Below are 19,330 nucleotides of genomic sequence, written 5' to 3' on the forward strand. Positions count from 1 at the left end.
CCCTCCGCCGATGTGGGAGAGCGCTCTCCAAGGAGAGTGGCCGGTAGTCGTGAGCCTGTCAACGTGTCCCGGGGCAACTCGTGTGGTTCCGGAACCGGCCGGGGGAACGGCGACGGCCCGGGCACGGATGTTCCGCGCCCGGGCCGGTCGTCTCGGCGAGCGCCGCCTCCGGAGCCCTTCGTGGGCGGCGCCGGGAGGCTCCGTCAGAGGTTCGGCTGCACGGCTCCCGTGGTGGAGGAGGTGATGACGCCGCGGTGGGCGGGGTCGCCCGGCGGGATGCCGGGATGATGTGCGCCGGGCCGGTTGCGCGGGGCGGAGCCGCCGAGGGCCAGATGGGAGACGATCCGGTAGCGGTCGCCGCGGTAGACGGACCGCACGTACTCGACGGGGCGGCCGTGCGTGTCCGTGGTCAGGCGCTCGATGAGCAGGGCGGCGGAGAGCACGGGCGTGCCGAGCGTCTCGGCCTCCGTCTCGTTGATCACGGTCGGCTCGATGGACTGCTCGGCCCGGTGGACGTGGATGCCGTGGTGGTCCCTCAGATGGTCGTACAGCTCGCCGACCTCCAGCTCGCTGCGGGTCAGGTCCGGCACGAACTCCGCCGGGATGTGCAGGTGTTCGATGGCCATCGGGATTCCGTCGACCAGCCGCAGCCGGGCGATGTAGAGCAGTTCGGTGGCCGGTGACAGACCGAGCTTGCGGCCGATGCGGGCGCCGGCGCGCAGTGTGGTGAGTTCGAGGATGGAGCTCGTCCAGGTGCCGGAGGCGCGGGGGAGTGTGAAGCCGGTGTTCTCGGAGGCGAGCTCCTGAGTGATCTTGCCGGGTGCGATGAACATGCCGCGCCCGTGCTCGCGGACCAGCAGTCCGGCGTTGACCAGTTCGTCGACGGCCGCGCGCAGCGTCGGCCGGGAGACGTCCAGGGTGGCGCAGAGGGTGCGCTCGGAAGGGATGGCGTCGCGGGGCCGGCCGGCCTCGATCAGACCGAGCAGGTGCTCGCGCACCCTCTCCCGCTTGAGCATCGGGCCCGGCCGGCCGCTCTCCTTGGGCACTGCGCTTCTCCTCGGGGTCCGTGTCCGGCGTACTGGTCAGATACATCTTAACCAGCTGGGCTGTGGTCGTAGCGGGGGACAGAGCAACAGCCCTTGTCTACAAGGGGTATTGACACTTCTATTGGTCTATGCCACTTTCTTGCCAGCCATCAACCCACCTTGCCAATTGGTAAGTTCATCGCTGGGGGACCCGCTCATGAAGACCCGCTTCGTCGCCGCGGCCGTCGCGCTCGCGCTGTCGGTCACCGTCCTGTCCGCCTGTGGCTCCTCGTCGGACTCGACCGGGGGAGGGGACACGGAGCTGACCGTCTGGATCATGAAGGACAGCGTCGCCGACGACTTCCTCACCCGGTTCGAGCGGGACTTCGAGAAGCGGCACTCCGGCGTCCGCCTCGACGTCCAGATCCAGGAGTGGGAGGGCATCGGCGAGAAGGTGACCGCCGCACTCGCCAGCAACGACGCACCCGACGTGATCGAGGTCGGCAACACCCAGGTCGCGCAGTATGCGGCGAGCGGCGGCGTGAAGGACCTGACGGACAAGGTGGGCGAACTGCACGGCCGGGACTGGCTGCCGGGACTCGCCGAACCGGGGAAGGTCGGCGGGAAGCAGTACGGCATCCCCTGGTACGCGGCGAACCGCGTCGTCATCTACAACAAGGACCTGTTCGCCGAGGCCGGCATCACCGAGCCGCCCACGACACGGGCGGACTGGCTGGCGGACACCCGTGCCCTCGACAAGGGAAAGACCCAGGGCATCTACCTCCCCGGCCAGAACTGGTACACCCTGGCCGGCTTCATCTGGGACGAGGGGGGCGACCTCGCCGTGCGCAGCGGCGGCGAGTGGAAGGGCGCACTCGACACCCCCGAGGCCCTGAGGGGCATGGACTTCTACCGGCGGCTGCAGGCCCTGGGCAAGGGCCCCAAGGACTCCGACGAGGCCAAGCCCCCGCAGGCCGAGGTCTTCGCCAAGGGCGACGTCGCCCAGATCATCTCCGTACCCGGCGGCGCGAAGATCGTCGAACAGGCCAACCCCGAACTCAAGGGCAAGCTCGGCTTCTTCCCCGTCCCCGGCCCGAGCGCCGCGAAGCCCGGCTCCGTCTTCACCGGCGGGTCCAACCTGATCATCCCCGAGGCGTCCGCCCACCAGGACGCCGCCTACCAGGTGGTCAAGGCACTGGCCGGGAAGAAGTGGCAGACCGACATGGCCAGGCTCATGAGCTACGTGCCCAACCGGACCTCGCTCGCCCACGTCATCGAGGACAACGAGGGCACGGCCGCGATGGCGGCGGGTGCGGCCCAGGGCCACGCCACTCCCAACTCGCCCCAGTGGGCCGCCGTGGAGGCGACCAACCCCGTCAAGGGATACATGACGGCCGTGCTCACCGGCGCCGATCCGGCGAAGGCCGCCGAGAAGGCCTCGGCGAGCATCACCAAGACCCTCGGCTCCTGAGGACGGCGAGGCGTGGGAGACGGACAGACCGTGGCCTCCACGACCCGCACGGACCCCGTGCACAGCCGCCGGCCGGCGCCGGCTCCCGGCACCCACCGGCCGCCGGACACGTCCGGAACCGTCCGGCGTGCCACCCGCGGAACGGCCCTGTGGCCGTACCTCCTGATCGCTCCGACGGTCGCGGGGGCGGCCTTCCTCCTCGCCTATCCCCTGGTCCGCAACCTCGTCATCTCCTTCCAGCACTACGGCGTACGCGAACTCATCCGCGGCGACGCGGACTTCACGGGGTTCGACAACTACCGGGAACTCCTCGGCGACGACGAGTTCTGGCAGGTCGCCCGGCGCACCCTCTGGTGGACCGCGGTCAACGTCGTACTGATCATGGTGCTCTCCACCCTGGTCGCCCTGATGCTCCAGCGCCTCGGCAAGCGGATGCGGACGCTGGTGATGACCGGGCTCGTCCTCGCCTGGGCCAGTCCGGTCATCGCCACCACCACCGTCTTCCAGTGGCTGTTCGCCTCTCGCCTCGGAGTGGTCAACTGGCTGCTCGTCCGCCTGGGTTTCGACTCCTACGACGGCTACTCGTGGTTCGCCCACGGCACCGCGACCTTCACCGTCCTCGTCGTCCTCGTCGTCTGGCAGTCCGTACCGTTCGCCGCCATCACGCTGTACTCGGCCCTGCTCACCGTCCCGGCCGAACTGTACGAGTCGGCCAGGATCGACGGCGCCGGCGGCGGACGGATCTTCCGCTCCGTCACCCTGCCGATCCTGCGCCCCGTCTTCGCACTGGTGCTCTGCCTGGAGGTGATCTGGGTCTTCCGGTGCTTCGCGCAGATCTGGGCCGTCAGCAAGGGCGGCCCGGACGGCGCCACGACCACCCTGCCCGTCTACGCCTACCAGGTCGCCCAGTCGCTGCACCGCTACGACCTGGGGGCCGCGGCCGCCACCCTCACCGTGCACGCCCTGACCCTCATCCTCATCGCCTACTTCCGCCAGATGTTCCAGCAGGAGGCCGAGCTGTGAACCGCGCCCGCACGCGCCGGCTGCCCCTCCACCTGGGCGCCCTCACCGTCTTCGCCCTGTCGGTCTTCCCCGTGTACTGGATGGTGCTGACCGCCTTCAAACCGACCAAGGACATCCAGGCCGAGACGCCCGACTTCCTCCCCGTCTCGGTGACCCTCGACCACTTCACCAAGGCCGTCACGGCGGAGGGCTTCTGGTCCTTCTGGGCCAACAGCCTTCTCGTCACCGTGAGTTGCGTCCTGCTGTCCACGGCGGTGGCACTGGGCGCGGCGTTCGCGGTGGCACGGCTGCGATGGCGGGGGCGCAGAGCATTCATCCTGATGGTCTTCGTCGCCCAGGTCGCACCCTGGGAGGCGCTGCTGATCCCCATGTACGTCATCGCGCGCGACACCGACATGCTCGACAGCCTCGCGATGCTCACTCTCGTCTACTTCATGATCACCCTTCCCTTCACGATCGTGACCCTGCGCAGCTTCCTCACCTCCATCCCGGTCGAACTGGAGGAGGCGGCCCAGGTCGACGGCTGCACCCGGGCCTCCGCCCTCCGCCGCGTCACCCTGCCGCTGCTCGCACCGGGGCTGCTCGCCACCTCCCTGTTCGGATTCATCACCGCGTGGAACGAGTTCGCCTTCGCCAACATGCTGATCATCAAGGATCAGGACGACCGCACCCTGCCCGTCTGGCTGTCGTCCTTCTCCAACGTCTTCGGCACCGACTGGGGCGCCACCATGGCTGCCTCCACCCTCTTCGCGCTTCCCGCCCTGGCACTCTTCCTGGCCCTCCAGCGACGGGTGGCCGCCGGCCTCACCGGCGGCGCGGTCAAGGGCTGACCGCGCCCACCGCCTCGTACGGCCGCCCCCGCCGTCCCGCACGGCGACGGCGGACGGATCATCCACACCCACCGACGAAGGCCCCGCCATGCCCTCACCCCGCACCGACCTCGCCCTGATCCCCCTGCCGGACCGCGTCGCCCGCCTGGCCGGGCACTTCATCCTCACCGCGGACACCGCCGTGCGCGCCGGGCCGGGCGCAGAGCCCGCCGCCGCACTGCTGCGCACCCTCCTCGCGCCGGCCACCGCACTGCCGCTCGCACTCCACCCGGACGGCGACATCGTCCTCGCGCTGGACCCCGCACTGACCGGACTGGGCGAGGAGGGCTACGGACTGACCGTCGGCCCAGACGCGGTCCTGATGCGCGCCGCCCGCCTTGCCGGACTGCTGCGCGGCGTCCAGACGCTCCGCCAGCTGCTGCCCGCCCGGGTACTCGCCGGCAGCCCGGCGGGCGACACCGCGTGGAGGCTGCCGTGCGTGCAGATCACCGACGTCCCCCGGTTCGCCTGGCGCGGCGCGATGCTCGACGTCGCCCGCCACTTCCAGCCCGTCTCCTTCCTGCGGCGCTTCACCGACCTGATCGCCCTGCACAAACTCAACGTGCTGCACCTCCACCTCACCGACGACCAGGGCTGGCGCATGCCCGTCGACGCCCTTCCCCGGCTGACCGGGGTGGGAGGCCGGCGGCGCGAGACCATGGGTGACGGCACCCCGCACGAAGGCGCCTACACCCGGCGCGAACTGAGCGGCCTGGTCGCCTACGCCGCCGAGCGCGGGGTGACCGTCGTCCCCGAGATCGAGATGCCGGGGCACGTACGCGCCGCGCTCGCCGCCTACCCCGAGCTCGGCAACGACCCACGGCGGCATCGGGACGTGTGGACCCGCTGGGGGGTGAGCGAGCACGTCCTAGGCGTCCACGACGGGGTGTTCGACTTCTGCGCCACCGTGCTCGGCGAGGTCATGGACACCTTCCCCTCGCCGTACGTCCACGTGGGCGGCGAGGAGTGCCCCACCGCCGAGTGGGAACGCTCACCGCTGGCCCGGGAACGGGCGGCCGCCGAGGGGCTTCCCGGACCGGCCGCGCTGCACGGCTGGTTCATGCACCGCATCGCGGAACTCCTCGCCCGGCACGGCAGGCGCCCGCTCGGCTGGACCGAGACCGGACTCGACCTGCCGTCCCCCTTCACCGTCGCCGCCTGGCGCGACGCCAAGCACGGGCTGGCCGCCGCACGCCGCGGCCACGACGTGATCATGACGCCCCATCAGTCCACGTACCTCGACCATCCGCGCTCGCACAGCCCGCACGAACCGCCCGGCCAGCCCGGCGCCGTCGTCGATCTGCACAGCGTCTACCACACAGGCCCCGCCCCGGACGACTGGGAACCGGAGGCCGCCGCCCGGCTCCTGGGCACCCAGGCGCAGCTGTGGACCGAGTACGCCCCCACGCCCGCCCACGTCGAGTACCTCCTGTTCCCGAGGCTGTGCGCCCTGGCCGAGAACGCCTGGACCGGCCCCCGGGACTGGACGGGATTCAGCCGGCGCCTGCGCTGCCACCAAGCCCGGCTCGACGCCCTCGGCGTCCGGAGCCGCCCCCCGACGATCCGCCCCACCGGAGAGGAAACCAGCCCATGAACCGAAAGCCCCGCACCACCCGCCTGCGCACCGCCGTCGCCGTCGCGGCGGTGGCGGGACTCGGTGCCGCCGCCCTCACCGCACTCCCCGCCCAGGCGGCCGACGCGTCGGTGAAGGTCCAGTACCGGACCAGCGCCTCCTCGGCCACCGCCGACCAGGCCGAGCCCTGGTTCAAGGTGGTCAACACCGGCAGCACCTCCGTCCCCCTCGGCGACGTCAGGATCCGCTACTACTTCAAGGCCGACCCCGGCGCCTCGTACACCTTCGCCTGCTCCTGGGCGGTCAAGAGCTGCGCGAACGTCACCGGCACGTTCGGCACCCTCGCCCACCCCACCGCCACCGCCGACCGCTACCTGGAGATCGGCTTCAGGTCCGCCGCGGGCAGCCTCGCCCCGGGCGCCGACACCGGCGACATGCAGCTGCGCTTCTACCGCACCAACTGGGCCTCCCTCGACCAGAGCGACGACTACTCCTTCTCGGCCGGCCAGACCTCCTACGGCGACTGGTCCAAGGTCACCGCGACGGTCGGCGGCCACACCGTGTGGGGCACCGCACCCGGCGGCAACGAGCCCGACCCGGACCCCACCGACCCGACCGATCCCACCGACCCGCCCGCCACCGGGGCGGCACTCTTCGACGACTTCGACTACACGTCGTACAACGACCCCGCGATCGCCTCCCACGGCTGGAGCGTGCGCTCCAACTCCGGCGGCCCCGGCGTACCGGGCGCGACCTGGGCCCCGCAGAACGTCACCTTCGCCGACGACAACGGCGACTCCGTCATGAACCTGGAGACGTCCACGGCCGGCACCGGCGAATCGACGAAGCAGACCGAAGTCCTCACCCAGGCCACCAAGTTCAAGAACGGCACCTACGCGGCACGCGTCAAGTTCGCGGACACACCGAAGTCGGGCCCCGACGGTGACCACCTCGTGCAGACCTTCTTCACCATCAACCAGCTCAAGGCCCCGATGGACGACGACTACGCGGAGTACGACTTCGAGTACCTGCCCAACGGAGGCTGGGGCGAGCCCTCCGGCATCCTCTACACCACCTCCTGGGAGACCTACCGGCCCGACCCGTGGGAGGCCGTCAACCAGCACTCCGAGTCGCGCGCCGGCTTCGCCGGCTGGCACGACCTCGTCGTCACCATCGACGACAGCAACATCACGTACTACATCGACGGCAGGGAGTTCGGCCGGCACGACGCCAAGTACCTTCCCGAGAAGCCGATGTCGATCAACTTCGACCAGTGGCTGATCGACCTCGACGGCCAGACCTCCACGACCCCGCGCGCCTACGACCAGAAGGTCGACTACGTCCTGCACGTCAAGGACCAGGTGCTGACCCCCGCGCAGGTCGACGCCAAGGTCGCCGCCTACCGGACGGCCGGCCGGAGCTTCGAGGACACGGTGCCGAACGGAGGCTGACGCCGCGCCCCGCCCGGGGCCGCGGCCCCCGCAGACCGAGCGGGGGCCGCGGCCCGCCGCCGACGCCCTCCAGTAGCCTCGTGTCCGGCCACCAACCAGGCCACCAACAGGGGGCGGACATGTCAACGAACGGCGGACACATGCGTATCGCGGTGATCGGAGCGGGCGGAGTCGGCGGCTACTTCGGGGCCCGGCTGGCCTCGGCGGGCCACGACGTCACCTTCGTGGCACGAGGCCGTCAGCTCGACGCCGTCCGCCGCTCGGGGCTGCTCGTCCGCAGCCCTCTCGGGGATCTGCGTACCCCGGCGGACTCGGCCGTGGGCAGCGTCTCGGAACTCGGCCCCACCGATCTCGTCCTCGTGGCGGTGAAACTCTGGGACACCGAGGACGTCGCCGCCCAGCTGGCCTCCTCACCCGTGGCCGGCACGCCCGTGCTGTCCCTGCAGAACGGGGTGCACAAGGACCTCATCCTGCGCCGCCGTCTGCCCGAGGAGTCCGTGCTCGGCGGCACCTGCTTCATCTCCGCGTTCATCGAGGAGCCCGGCGTCGTCGTCCACAACGGCACCCTGCAGAAAATGGTGTTCGGCCCGTACACGCCCGCCCTGCGGCCCGTCACGCGGGACCTGCTCACCGCCTGCCGCGACGCCGGGATCGACGCGGAGACCAGCGACGACATCGAGCGGGTGATCTGGGAGAAGTTCGTCTTCCTCGTCGGACTCTCCGCCACCACGGCGGCGGTTCGCAGGCCGATCGGCGTCATCCGTTCCCACGAACGCACCCGCGCCCTGCTGCGCGACGTCATGGCCGAGGTCGTCTCCCTGGCCCAGGCGTCCGGCGTGGGCCTCGACGACAAGTTCGCCGACGACCGGCTCGCCTTCTGCGACACGCTTCCCGCGGACATGACCTCCTCCATGCACAACGACTTGGAGAACGGCAACCGCCTCGAACTCCCCTGGCTGAGCGGCGGAGTCGCCGACCTCGCCGCCCGGCTGGGCCTGGACGTCCCCCGCAACCGCACCGTGGCCGACGTGCTGGCCCCCTGGGCACTCGGAGCGGACGCGACCTCGTAGCAGGTACCGGAACATACGCCTCGTGTGCCGGCGGGTCCCCCGGCTCGTGACTCCCGTGTCGCCCGGCAAAGCCCAACGGCTCGTCTCCTAGGATGAGTTGCCGTGACGATCTCCTCGGACAGTCCCGCGCTCTGGCGCGACCGGCGGTTTGTTCTGCTCGCCTCCGCACGGACCATCTCGGTCCTGGGGAACGGGTTCGCACGGGTGGCGCTCGCCTTCGCGGTGCTGGCCCTGCCCGGAGTCGGGCCCGGTCAGCTGTCGCTGGTGCTGGCCTGCCAGGCGCTGCCGCAGCTGGTGTTCATCCTGGTGGGCGGGGTCGTCGCCGACCGGATGTCCCGCTCCCGCCTCATGGTCGTCGCCGACGTCGTGGGCGCGGCCGCCTACGGAGGGCTCGCCGCCCTGTCGCTGTCCGGTCACGCACCCCTGCCCGCGATGTGCGTGCTGGCCGTGACCGCCGGCCTCGCCACCGCCATGTTCGTGCCGGCGATGGACGGTGTCGTCCCGCTCGTCGTACCCGCCGAGCGGCTGCAGCAGGCGAACGGACTGCTGCGGATGAGCACCAACTCCTGTCTGTTCCTCGGGCTGGCCCTGTCCGGAGTGACCGTCGCCTGGCTCGGCGCCGGCTGGGCCCTGGCCGTCAACGCCCTGTCCTTCGTGGTCAGCGCCGTCCTGACGGCAGGCCTGAAGCTGCCCGGCCGGCCGGCGAAGGCCACCTCCGGCTGGGCCGATCTGCGTGAAGGCTGGCGCGAGTTCGCCTCCCGGCAGTGGCTGTGGGTCGTGGTCGCCCAGTGCACGGCCGTGGTCGCCGTCTTCAGTGCCACCCTCGGCGTCCTCGGGCCGCTCACCGCCCGGGACGACCTGGGCGGAGCCCGGTCCTGGTCGGTCATCGTGGCCGCACAGGCCCTCGGCGCGATCGCCGGGGCCGGACTCGCCGTACGCGTACGCGTCCAGCGCCCGATCCTCGTCGCCGTCCTCGTCACCTTCCCCGCCGCCCTGCCGATGCTGCTCCTCGGCATCGGGGCGCCGGTGGTCCTGATCGCCGCCGCCATGTTCTGCGCGGGTGTCGCGAGCGACGTCTTCAACGTCCTGTGGGCGACCACCCTGCAACGCGAGATCCCCGAGGAGGTCCTGTCCCGCGTCAGCTCGTACGACGGGTTCGGCTCCCTCGCCTTCGCCCCGCTGGGGCTGCTCGCCGCCGGTCCCGTCGCGCAGGGCGTGGGGGCCGGGCACGCCCTCCTCGGCTGCGCGGCCGTCGTCGTGCTGGCCACGCTCGCCGCCCTGCTGTCCCCCCAGGTCCGCTCGCACCGCCGCACCGCCCCCGCCGCGCGGGCGTCGCCGGTGGCCGTGAGCAGTGAGGCCGCCGACGCCTGACCGGACCCCGGGAACGTCACGGGGCGGCCGAGGGCGGCCTCCACCGCTCGCCCCGCCGCCGGAGCGAGCCAGCCGCGACGCCGTGAGCGGGGTCAGCCGTCCAGGGAGGCCACGTACGGGGCGAGCTTCGCCGGGTTCATCACCCACATGAGCCGTTCGATCCCCTCGGCCGACGCGTCGACGGACAGCAGGGCCACGGGGCCTGTGCCGGACGACACGAGGACCGCAGGCCTGCCGTTGGCCTCGACCCACCGGACGTCCGAACCGGGCCAGAACCGCGGCGCGAACGCGGCCAGGTACCGGGAGACGTGCGCCCGTCCGACGACCGGGATCCTCGACGCGCCGCGCACCCCACCGCCGTCGGCGTAGCTGACGACGTCGGCGGCCAGGACGTCCTCGAGCACCGCCAGATCGCCCGTCCGCGCCGCGACGAGGAACACGTCCATCAGACGCCGGTGATCAGCCGGGCTGACCGGTTCCCGGCGTTCGGCCGCCAGATGCCTGCGGGCCCGGCTCACCAGCTGCCGGGTGTTGGTCTCGCTCGTCTCCAGGATGTCCGCGACCTGCCGGTACGGATAGTCGAACGCCTCCCGCAGCACATAGGCGGCCCGCTCCACCGGGTTCAGCTTCTCCAGCAGCAGGAGCACCGCCAGCTCGACCGCCTCGGCCCTCTCCGCGCCCACCTGCGGATCCACACTGGTGTCGACCGGCTCGGGAAGCCACGGCCCGACGTACGCCTCGCGCCGCACCCGCGCGGACTGAGCCACGTTGATCGCCAGACGCGTGGTGATCGTGGCCAGGAACGCCGCCGGTTCGCGCACGCCGGTCCGGTCCGCGTTCTGCCAGCGCAGCCACGCCTCCTGCAGGACGTCCTCGGCCTCCACCGCGCTGCCGAGCACGCGGTAGGCGATGCCGAACAACTGCGGGCGCGCCGCGACGAAGTCACCCGTCGCCTCTTCGAGGGAACCGGTGTCGTCCCCAGCGTGCATGCCCGTCCGTCCCTCCGGCCTCGGAACCACTCGGACCACGAGGTCACCCTGTCATAAACACGACACGACAGCGGTGCGCGGCCCGGCCGGACCGGACCGCGCACCGCCCGTCCTCAGCCGAACTGGCCGGGCTCGTAGCCACCGGCCGGCTGCTGGTTGAGCACGTTGACACGGTTGTACGCGTTGATGACGGCGATGAGCGAGACGAGCGCGACGAGCTGGTCCTCGTCGTAGTGCTTGGCGGCGTTCGCCCAGGCCTCGTCCGTGACGCCACCGGCCGCGTCGGCGATCCGGGTGCCCTGCTCCGCCAGCTCCAGCGCGGCGCGCTCGGCCTCCGTGAAGACCGTGGCCTCCCGCCAGGCGGCGACCAGGTTGAGCCGTACCGGGGTCTCCCCGGCCAGCGTGGCGTCCTTGCTGTGCATGTCGGTGCAGAAGCCGCAGCCGTTGATCTGGCTGGCGCGGAGCTTCACCAGCTCCTGGGTGGTGGCCGGCAGCCCGGATTCCGACACCGCCTTGTTCGCCGAGTTGATGTGCCTCAGCACCTTGCCCGCGAGGGAGTTGCCGAAGAAGTCGAGACGCGCGTCCATGGAAGATCTCCTGGTCGAATTGCGGATACGTCCTACTGACAGGGCAGCCCGACCGGATGTGACACGGGGCGGCCTCAGTCCATCGTCAGGACCATCCGGAAGCGCGCACGTCCGGAGAGCATCCGGCGGTACGCCTCGTCCACCTCGGCCAGCGGCAGCGTCTCGACCGTCGGGCGGATGCCGTGCAGGGCGCTGAAGGCCAGCGTGTCCTGGACGTCCTGCGAGGTGCCGGACGGGTGGCCGCGGACGACCCTGCCGGTCATGAGCAGCTGGAGCGGGCTGATCCCCAGCGGTTCGGGAGCCGCCCCGATGACCACCAGCTCGCCCCGGGGCGACAGCCCGTCGACGGTCGCCGCGATGGCGTCGGAGCTTCCCGCCGTGGCCAGGACGACCCTGGCGCCGCCCAGGGACCGCAGGGCCTGCGCGACGGGGGTGTCCGCCGTGCTGTCGATGTAGTGGTGGGCGCCCAGCCGCTCGGCGAAACCGGCCTTCTCGGCCCCCCGGGCGATGGCCACGGTCTCGAAACCCATGGCCGCCGCGAACTGCACGCCCAGGTGGCCGAGACCGCCGATGCCCAGTACGGCCACCAGGTCGCCGGGGCGTGCAGGGCTGCGCCTGAGCCCGTTGAACGTGGTCACCCCCGCGCAGGCCATGGGCCCCGCGTCGCTCGCCGTCAGCACGTCCGGGACGCGGGCGAGCGCGTCGACGGGCGCGATCACCTGCTCCGCGAAGCCCCCGTCGTACGCCCCGCCGGGGATCTTCAGGTTCTCGCAGACGATGAAGTCGCCCCGCCGGCAGGACGTGCAGTGGCCGCAGCTGCCGCCGAACCAGCCGACCGTCACGCGGTCGCCGGTCCGCCATCCCCGGTCGTGCGTCCCCTCGCCCAGTTCCTCGACGCGCCCGGCGATCTCATGGCCGGGCACGAGCGGGAAGCTGAGACCGGGGAGCCCGCCACCGACGAAGAACGCGTCGCTGTGACAGATCCCGCAGGCTTCGACGGCGATCCGGACCTGGCCGGGGCCAGGCCCCGGCACCTCGCGTTCCACGATCTCGAACGGTCCACCGGCGGCGGTGACCTGCGCGACTCGGTAGGCAGACATGGGCGTCTCCGGCATCGGGTTCGACGGCCCCCCGTCTCAGCAGACCAGCCCGGGGCCGCTCGCGCACGCCGGGCCGGTGCTCGCGCACGCCGGGCCGGTGCTCGCGCACGCCGGGCCGGTGCTCGCGCACGCCGGGCCGGTGCTCGCGCACGCCGGGCCGGTGGGGGGAGGGGCGGCCGGAGCGCTCACCCGGCCGCCGGGGCCGCCTCCTCGTCCGCTCCCCACGCGGCGGCGCACAGCGACCGCTCCACCGCGTCGGTGTAGACGGCGGCGGCCAGCCACGCGCGGGCGAAGCCGTCCGTGTCGGCCGGGAGCAGACGGCCGAAGACGTCGCGGGTGCGGTCCGCGGAGGCGGAGCGCAGGCCCCGCAGGAGCTCGCCCGCCGTGGAGAGACCGAGCGAGCCGAGACGGGCGGCGTCGCCGGAAGCGGTCCCGGGGAGAGCCAGGACGCGTCGGCCCCCCGCCACGGCCTGGTGCACGCGGCGGCGCAGCAGGTGCAGCGGGGCCTCGTGCACGGCGGGCGCGCCGCCGTCGGCGGCCGGTGCCGTGCCCGGGGGCAGGTCGGCGCGCCGCAGGCGGTCCAGGCCGAGGTCCACCCGGGCGGCGGGGTCGGTGGGGTGCTGGGCGGCGAGCAGCAGCGCGCGGGGGAGCGGACCGGGTGCCAGACGGGCGACGACCCGGAGCCCGCTGCCCCGGGCCGCGGCGAGGAGGCGGAGGTTGTCGCGGTAGGGGAGGGCGGGACTGTCGTGGGCCGCCGTCAGCCGCAGGGCCAGGCCGCCGCAGTCGGCGAGCAGGCAGTCGCCCGCCGTCTCCCGGGCCGTCCCGGTGAGGGTCACGTCGAGGAACAGCAGGTCGTGGCCGCCTTTCAGCGCCCGGGTGACCTGCTCGGCGACGGGTACGGCCCACAGCCGGTCCAGCGGTTCGTCGTGCCAGTCGGCGCCCGCGGCGCGCACCGCCCGTACGCCCGCCCCCGCGCCGAGCCGTCCCGTCGGGGAGACGGTGGCGCCGGACACGGCGAGTCCCGCGCGGGACAGCTCCCGGTGGGTGAGCGCGGTGTCGCCGATCCGTACGGCCCGGTCGGCGGCGCCGGTCGCCCGTGCGGGGCCGCCCGGTGCCACGTCGGAGACGGTGTGGAGGCGGCCCCCGGCGTCGGCGGTCCAGGTGACGGCGCCCGCGTACCCGGTCGCCGTCAGGACGGGCTCGCTGAACAGCCCGTACAGCCGCAGGGAGCCGTCGGGCCGGTACGGCTGCCGTACGCTGCCGCGCAGTCCGGCCAGGTCCGGCCCGCAGGCCCGGGGCAGGCGGTGGGCCACGGAGAGGACCTCGCGCAGGGCGGCGGCCAGTTCGGTGACGCGGTACGAGGGGTCGGCGGAGCGGGCCGCGCGCACCCCGGTGACCACGGAGACCGACGCGGCGGCGGCCCGGGGAAGACCGGCGAGCCGCGCGGTGTGCGCGGCGCGCAGCAGCTCCGCCTGGAGCACGGCGCCCGCTCCGTCCGTGCCCGCTTCGAGCACGAGAGCGGCGGCGTCGTGGACAGCCCGCGCGGCGGCGAGCTGGGCGTCGGAGGGGGCCTCCGCCTCCGCGGCCCCCACCCCTTCCGGGGACGACCCGTTCGACCCGTTCGGCGCGGACGACCCGGACGACCCGGACGGCGCCGAATTCGTGGCGCTGGGGGAGTCCTCGGTCGCCGCCGCGGCGTCGACCACGGGTGCGGCGTCCGCCACCGGCGCCGCCGAGGCCGCCGCGGCGCGGTGCAGGCAGCCGGGGGCCAGCAGACATCCGCACCGGATGGCGTCCGCGCTGGTCACCAGCCCGCCCGGGGCGTGCAGTTCGAGATCGGTGTCGTCGTCGACCGCGATGCGCACGGTGTCGCCGTCCCGCACGGCCGGGCGCGCGGCGAGCTTGGCGACGCCCGCGTCCAGCCGTTTGCGGAGCCGGGGCGACAGCGCCTCGACGAGCTGTGCGGTGACGGCCGGGGTCACCGGGGGCAGGTTCTGGCTCATGCGATCTTCTCCCCTACCCAGCGGGCGAGTTCGAGCGGGCTGAGGGCGGCGACGGGCATCCCGGCGGCGACGAGCCGGCCCGCGACGCCCGTGGAGTAGCGGGGGCGGCCGGTGTCGTCGAGGCTCGCGCAGCCCAGCACCTGGCAGCCGGCCCCGACCAGGGCCCGGACCTCGGCGAGGAGTCCGCCCAGCGGGTAGCCCTCCTCGAAGTCGCTGACGACCACGACCAGGGTGCGGGACGGCACGGTGACCAGTTCGCGTGCGTGCCGCAGTCCCGCCGCGATGTGGGTGCCGCCGCCCACCTTCACCTCCAGCAGCAGCGACAGCGGATCGTCGACGTGCCCGGTGAGGTCGATGACCTCGGTGGAGAACGCCAGGAAGTGCGTGGACAGGGTCGGCACCCCGGCCAGCACCGAGGCGGTCAGCGCCGCCCAGACGGTGGACGCCTCCATGGACCCCGACACGTCGGTGACCAGGATCAGCCGCCAGTCGGCGGCCCGTCGGGCGCGCGTGCGGAAGACCGGGCGCTCGGGAACGACCCGGACCGTGCCGTCGCTGCCACGACGCGCGGTCGCCAGATTGGCCCGCAGGGTGCGCGGCAGGTCCAGGCCGCCGCCCGGCCGTCTGCTCGGGCGCGGCAGGGCCGTGCCGCGCAGGGCGGGGCGCAGCCGGGTCGCCAGCTCACGGGTCAGCGCGTCGACCAGCCGCCGCACCAGGGGGCGCAGCGCGGCGAGGCGCGCCTCGGGCAGCCCGCCCGCGTGCCGCAGAACCGTGCGCAGCAGGTCGACCGAGGGACGTGCGCTGTCCGCGTCCAGTTCGGTGAGGACGTCCTGGCGGCCCGACGCGGCGGCGGACGCGAGGACCTCCTCCCGGACGCCCGGCCCGAACAACGCCGCCAGCTCCTCGGACCACTCCCGCACTCCGGGATACGGCGCCTCCCGGCCCGCGCCCGCTCCCGCGAGGTCGCCCCGGCTGCCCTCGCCGCGTCCGCTGCCGTACAGCTCGTCGAGCGCGGTCGCCAGGGGCGCGGCGGACGGGGGGAGCTGATCCGGGCGGCGGCCCAGGACGAGACGCCAGCGGTCGGCGGGCGCCAGAAAGCGCTCAGGGGGCAGTTGCCCGGCGACCCCGTCGGCCCTGGCGCCACCGACGGAGGTCCCGCCGACGGAAGCACCGGTGGACGCGTCGGCCCCGGCGGTCCCGTCGGCTTCCGCGGTCCCGGTGGACGCGTCGGTCCGCGGCGCGGGCGCTGCCGTGCCGTCCGGCGCGGGCAGCAGCTCCAGGCACCGCAGGACCTCGCGGGCCGTGAGGTCCGCCCGCGTCCACACGGCGAGCGCGGCCGGGTCCACGCCGCCGGTGTCGGCGACGCGCACGACGCCGAGACGCTCCTCGACGGCCGCGAGGAGACGGTCGCGGGCGGCCGGGCTCAACGTGTCGAAGCCGCCGCGCAGCGCGGGCAGCCGGTCGAGGAAGTCCCGGTCGGGCAGGTGCGAGACGCGGTCGAGCAGGGGGTCGAGGGCGGGCGACGCGGTCTCCAACAGCGGGCCGGCGGCGGACAGCAGCCCGCTCAGCCGGGCGGTGAGCGCCGCACGCGCGTCGGGCCCGGTGGCCCCGTCGACCCAGGACGCCACCCGGTCGCCGAGGGTCCGGGCGTCCTCCTGCCCGAGGAGCACGCGTACGGCCCCGGCGGCCCCGCGCATCAGCGGGGAGCCGTCGGCGGCCAGGCGGGCGAGGGCGTCGGTGAGCCGGATGCCGCCCAGCGCGTCGGCGCGGTGCGCGAGTTCGAGCAGTGCGCGGGCGTCGGCGGGGTCCTCGGACCCGGTCAGCCCGTCCACCTGCCGCACCGCCGCCGACGTCAGCAGACCGGCGACGGCCGCCGCCCGGGCCGTACGGTCCGCGCCGGCGTCCAGGCCCGGGACGTGACCGGCCCGCAGCCGGTCCGACAGGGCCAGGCCGGCGAGCAGTTCGGGCAGGGTGCCGGACGCAGGCAGCACCTCCGCGACGTCGTCGAGACGCTCGTCCGCCAACGCGTCCAGTCCGCATTCCGCCGCCTGCGCGAGCCCGTCCAGAGCCTGTGCCGCCGTCGGCCCGCCCTCGTCCAGCTCGGTGCGCCGCCGCTCGCGCAGCACCCCCTCGGCCGCCTGCGCGGGTGTGACCCCGCGTACGCCGGCCGCCGTCAGCATGGCCGCGGTCGCCGGGGTCCAGCGCACCTCCCACCGCGAGGTGAGCGCCTCGGTGCCTCCCGCGCCGACGACCTCCCCGGCCCGGCCGTACGGCACGCCGCACACCGCCAGCCGGCACAGCAGCAGTTGCCGGCGCCGGTCGAGGTCGGAGCGCAGCGGGTCCAGCCGCAGGTCACGGGTGCTGTCCGACTCCGGTCCCGGCAGGCCGAGGGCGGCCACCTCGGCCTCGACGGCGGGGGCGAGGCCGCTGCGCGGCGCGTCCGGGGCGGGCCGTCCCGTGCGCGTTCCGACGAGCACCCGCTCCATCGCCCGTGCCACCGCCCGGCCCCGCCCGTACGGCTCGCCCTGCGCGAGCACCGTCTGCACGGCCTCGACCAGCTCGCCCCGGCCCGCGGCGGGCAGTCCGCGCAGCCGGGCGAGGTCGGAGGCGAGCCGGGTGATCTCGCGCGCGTCGGCGGGCCCCGACGGGTGGCCGAGCGCGCGCAGCTGTGCGCACACCTCCACGGCCGCCCGCGTCAACGCCTCCTCCAGCGCCGCCGGTTCGCCCCCGGCCCGCAGCACCATGTCCTGCCACTCGGGGTCCCGGATACCGGCCGGGTAGCCGGATCTCTCGTCCAGCAGGGCGTACGTGTACGGAATCAGGGACGTCGTCCACGTGGAGCGGCGTCCGCCGGCCGCGGCGGACCCGGCCCGTGACGCGGGGCCCGCCTCCGGCTCCCCGCCGGTGGCGGGCCCCGCCAGCGCCGGGGCGTGGAAGGCCCCGACCACGACGGCCGCCCGCTCGCCGCGCGCGGTGGCCTCGGCCAGCCGCGCCCGCATCCACCGCTCGCGCCGCAGGTCCAGCGCGGGCACGCCGCCCGAGTCCGCCGCGTCCCGGCGCAGCGCCCACCCGGTGAGCAGCGCGGCCCGGCGCAGGGCCTCGGGCGGCGAACCCGGGGCGGTCGCCTCGACGAGCCGGTCCCACAGGTCGTCGCCGGGGCGGCCCGTCAGCCGGGTCCGCAGGGCGGCGGCGAGACCGGGGCCGCCCGCGGTCCGCTCCGCGTCGCGTCGTCCCTCGTCCCACGCCCGGTCGGCGAGCGGCAGGTCGCAGGCGATGACCGGCACACCGCGCCGGGCGGCCCAGCGCACGGCCGCCAGCTCGGGCGAGAAGTCGGCGAAGGGATAGAACGCCGGCCCCCCGTCACCGGGCGCCGCGGCGAGCGCGACCGGGGCCCGGGTCTGTTCGTGTCCCAGCCACGGCAGCCACTCCTGCGTCTCGGCCGGCAGCTCGACGAGCAGCACGTCCGGTCCGGCCGCGTCCAGGAGGGCGGGCACGGCGGCGGCCAGGGAGGGCGCGTGGTGCCGTACACCGATGAGGCAGGGACCCGCCGGGTCGGTGAGGGCGGCGAGCGCTTCTTCGGCGCCGCCGGGCAGCGCCGCGGGGGAGAGGGACACGGCCGTCAGCCCTCCAGGACCGTACGCAGGTCCCACAGGGCGCGCCAGGTGGCGGAGCCCTGCTCGGCGCGGCGCCGGACGGGGCCGTCCCAGTAGCCGCGCAGCCGGGCCGCGTCGGCCGGGTCGTCCTTGCGCACCACACCGAGCAGATGTCCCGGCAGGAGCCCCAGCACGTCCCGGTCACCGGGGAAGTACGCCGACGCGAGGGCCAGCGCACCCGCGACGGAGACCGCCTCCGCGGTACTCATCACCGTCGACGGCCGCTCCACCTCCCAGCCCTCCGCCGACCGGCCCTCCCGCAGGTCCCGGAAGGCGGTGACGAGGGCCTCCAGCACGGCGTCGTCGACCCGGAAGGGCGCCCCCGCGCGCTCCACGGACGCCCGCGCCTGCCCGCGCACCAGCGCGGTCTCCGCGTCGAGGTCCGCGATCGGGCCGACCGTCTCGAAGTTGAAGCGGCGCTTGAGGGCCGCCGACATCTCCGAGACGCCCCTGTCCCGCAGGTTGGCGGTGGCGATGAGGCTGAACCCGGGCGCCGCGTGCGCCAGCGCGTCCTCGGTGCCCGCCAGTTCGGGGACGGCGATGCGCCGCTCGGAGAGCAGCGACACCAGGGAGTCCTGCACCTCGGGCAGACAGCGGGTGACCTCCTCGACCCGGGCCACCGCTCCCCGGCGCATCGCGGTCAGCACCGGTGAGGGCACCAGTGCCTGCCGGCTGGGCCCCTGGGCCAGCAGCAGGGCGTAGTTCCAGCCGTACTTGAGCTGGTCCTCCGTGGTGCCCGCGGTGCCCTGCACCACCAGGCCGCTGGTGCCGCACACGGCGGCGGACAGCAGCTCGGACAGCATGGACTTCGCGGTGCCCGGCTCGCCGACGAGCAGCAGGCCGCGCTCCCCGGCGAGAGTCACCACGCACCGCTCGACCAGGGCCCGGTCGCCGACGAACTTGCCCTCGACGGCCAGGCGCCGCGGCACCCCCTCGGGCACCGCCGCCCCGTCGGGCAGCTTCAGGGCGCGGCCGTCGCTGCCCATGACGAAGGTGACGACAGCACGCGGGGTGAGCCGCCACGCGGGAGGGCGGGGGCCGTCGTCGTAGGCGGCGAGGAAGGCGAGTTCGACGGCGTGCCGGTCCTCGGGCGGGACGATCTGGCGGGCCGTGTCGGGGGACAGTGCGGTGGTCATCCGTGTGGG

14 protein-coding genes are annotated in these 19,330 nt (G+C 74.0%); 7 read left to right on the plus strand and 7 right to left on the minus strand.

Annotated features, from left to right (window positions below; genetic code table 11):
• Positions 1-203: 203 nt before the first annotated feature.
• Positions 204-1,016, minus strand: coding sequence for a UTRA domain-containing protein (locus ACFY93_RS25030; protein WP_391363161.1), 813 nt, complete (start codon positions 1,014-1,016; stop codon positions 204-206).
• Positions 1,017-1,242: 226 nt separating this feature from the next.
• Here ACFY93_RS25030 and ACFY93_RS25035 point away from each other — a divergent pair, with 226 nt between their 5' ends.
• From ACFY93_RS25035 to ACFY93_RS25065, 7 genes are all read left to right on the plus strand, one after another.
• Positions 1,243-2,496 (plus strand): extracellular solute-binding protein, encoded by a 1,254-nt coding sequence (locus tag ACFY93_RS25035; RefSeq protein ID WP_391362980.1) that lies wholly within the window; start codon positions 1,243-1,245, stop codon positions 2,494-2,496.
• Positions 2,497-2,508: 12 nt separating this feature from the next.
• On the plus strand, positions 2,509-3,519 hold the full coding sequence (locus ACFY93_RS25040; RefSeq protein WP_391362982.1) for an ABC transporter permease subunit: 1,011 nt from the start codon (positions 2,509-2,511) through the stop codon (positions 3,517-3,519).
• An 80-nt stretch (positions 3,520-3,599) separates the two neighbouring features.
• Entirely contained in the window at positions 3,600-4,349 is a 750-nt protein-coding gene (locus tag ACFY93_RS25045; protein WP_391363163.1) for an ABC transporter permease subunit, read from the plus strand.
• An 88-nt stretch (positions 4,350-4,437) separates the two neighbouring features.
• Positions 4,438-5,982 carry a family 20 glycosylhydrolase gene (locus tag ACFY93_RS25050; protein ID WP_391362984.1) on the plus strand — a complete coding sequence of 515 codons (1,545 nt, stop codon included), beginning with the start codon at positions 4,438-4,440 and terminating at the stop codon, positions 5,980-5,982.
• Positions 5,979-7,412, plus strand: a complete 1,434-nt coding sequence (locus ACFY93_RS25055; protein ID WP_391362986.1) for a cellulose binding domain-containing protein — start codon at positions 5,979-5,981, stop codon at positions 7,410-7,412. Before ACFY93_RS25050 ends, ACFY93_RS25055 begins: the two co-directional genes overlap by 4 nt.
• 140 nt (positions 7,413-7,552) lie before the next feature.
• Entirely contained in the window at positions 7,553-8,482 is a 930-nt protein-coding gene (locus ACFY93_RS25060; RefSeq protein WP_391363165.1) for a 2-dehydropantoate 2-reductase, read from the plus strand.
• A 102-nt stretch (positions 8,483-8,584) separates the two neighbouring features.
• Positions 8,585-9,853 (plus strand): MFS transporter, encoded by a 1,269-nt coding sequence (locus ACFY93_RS25065; protein WP_391362988.1) that lies wholly within the window; start codon positions 8,585-8,587, stop codon positions 9,851-9,853.
• Positions 9,854-9,945: 92 nt separating this feature from the next.
• Here ACFY93_RS25065 and ACFY93_RS25070 read toward each other — a convergent pair whose 3' ends face one another.
• The 6 genes from ACFY93_RS25070 to ACFY93_RS25095 form a co-directional block, all read right to left on the minus strand.
• Entirely contained in the window at positions 9,946-10,842 is an 897-nt protein-coding gene (locus tag ACFY93_RS25070; RefSeq protein ID WP_391362990.1) for an RNA polymerase sigma-70 factor, read from the minus strand.
• A 113-nt stretch (positions 10,843-10,955) separates the two neighbouring features.
• On the minus strand, positions 10,956-11,429 hold the full coding sequence (locus ACFY93_RS25075; RefSeq protein ID WP_391362992.1) for a carboxymuconolactone decarboxylase family protein: 474 nt from the start codon (positions 11,427-11,429) through the stop codon (positions 10,956-10,958).
• 74 nt (positions 11,430-11,503) lie between these two features.
• Positions 11,504-12,529, minus strand: coding sequence for an alcohol dehydrogenase catalytic domain-containing protein (locus tag ACFY93_RS25080; protein WP_391362994.1), 1,026 nt, complete (start codon positions 12,527-12,529; stop codon positions 11,504-11,506).
• A gap of 185 nt (positions 12,530-12,714) precedes the next feature.
• Complete coding sequence (locus ACFY93_RS25085) at positions 12,715-14,532, minus strand: hypothetical protein (RefSeq protein ID WP_391362996.1); 1,818 nt, start codon at positions 14,530-14,532, stop codon at positions 12,715-12,717.
• Complete coding sequence (locus ACFY93_RS25090) at positions 14,529-18,125, minus strand: DUF5682 family protein (protein WP_391363167.1); 3,597 nt, start codon at positions 18,123-18,125, stop codon at positions 14,529-14,531. The genes ACFY93_RS25085 and ACFY93_RS25090 overlap by 4 nt, the downstream gene beginning before the upstream one ends.
• A 26-nt stretch (positions 18,126-18,151) precedes the next feature.
• Positions 18,152-19,321, minus strand: a complete 1,170-nt coding sequence (locus ACFY93_RS25095; protein ID WP_391362998.1) for an AAA family ATPase — start codon at positions 19,319-19,321, stop codon at positions 18,152-18,154.
• Positions 19,322-19,330 lie beyond the last annotated feature (9 nt).

Source organism: Streptomyces sp. NPDC008313, assembly GCF_042956125.1.
Taxonomy (GTDB): domain Bacteria; phylum Actinomycetota; class Actinomycetes; order Streptomycetales; family Streptomycetaceae; genus Streptomyces.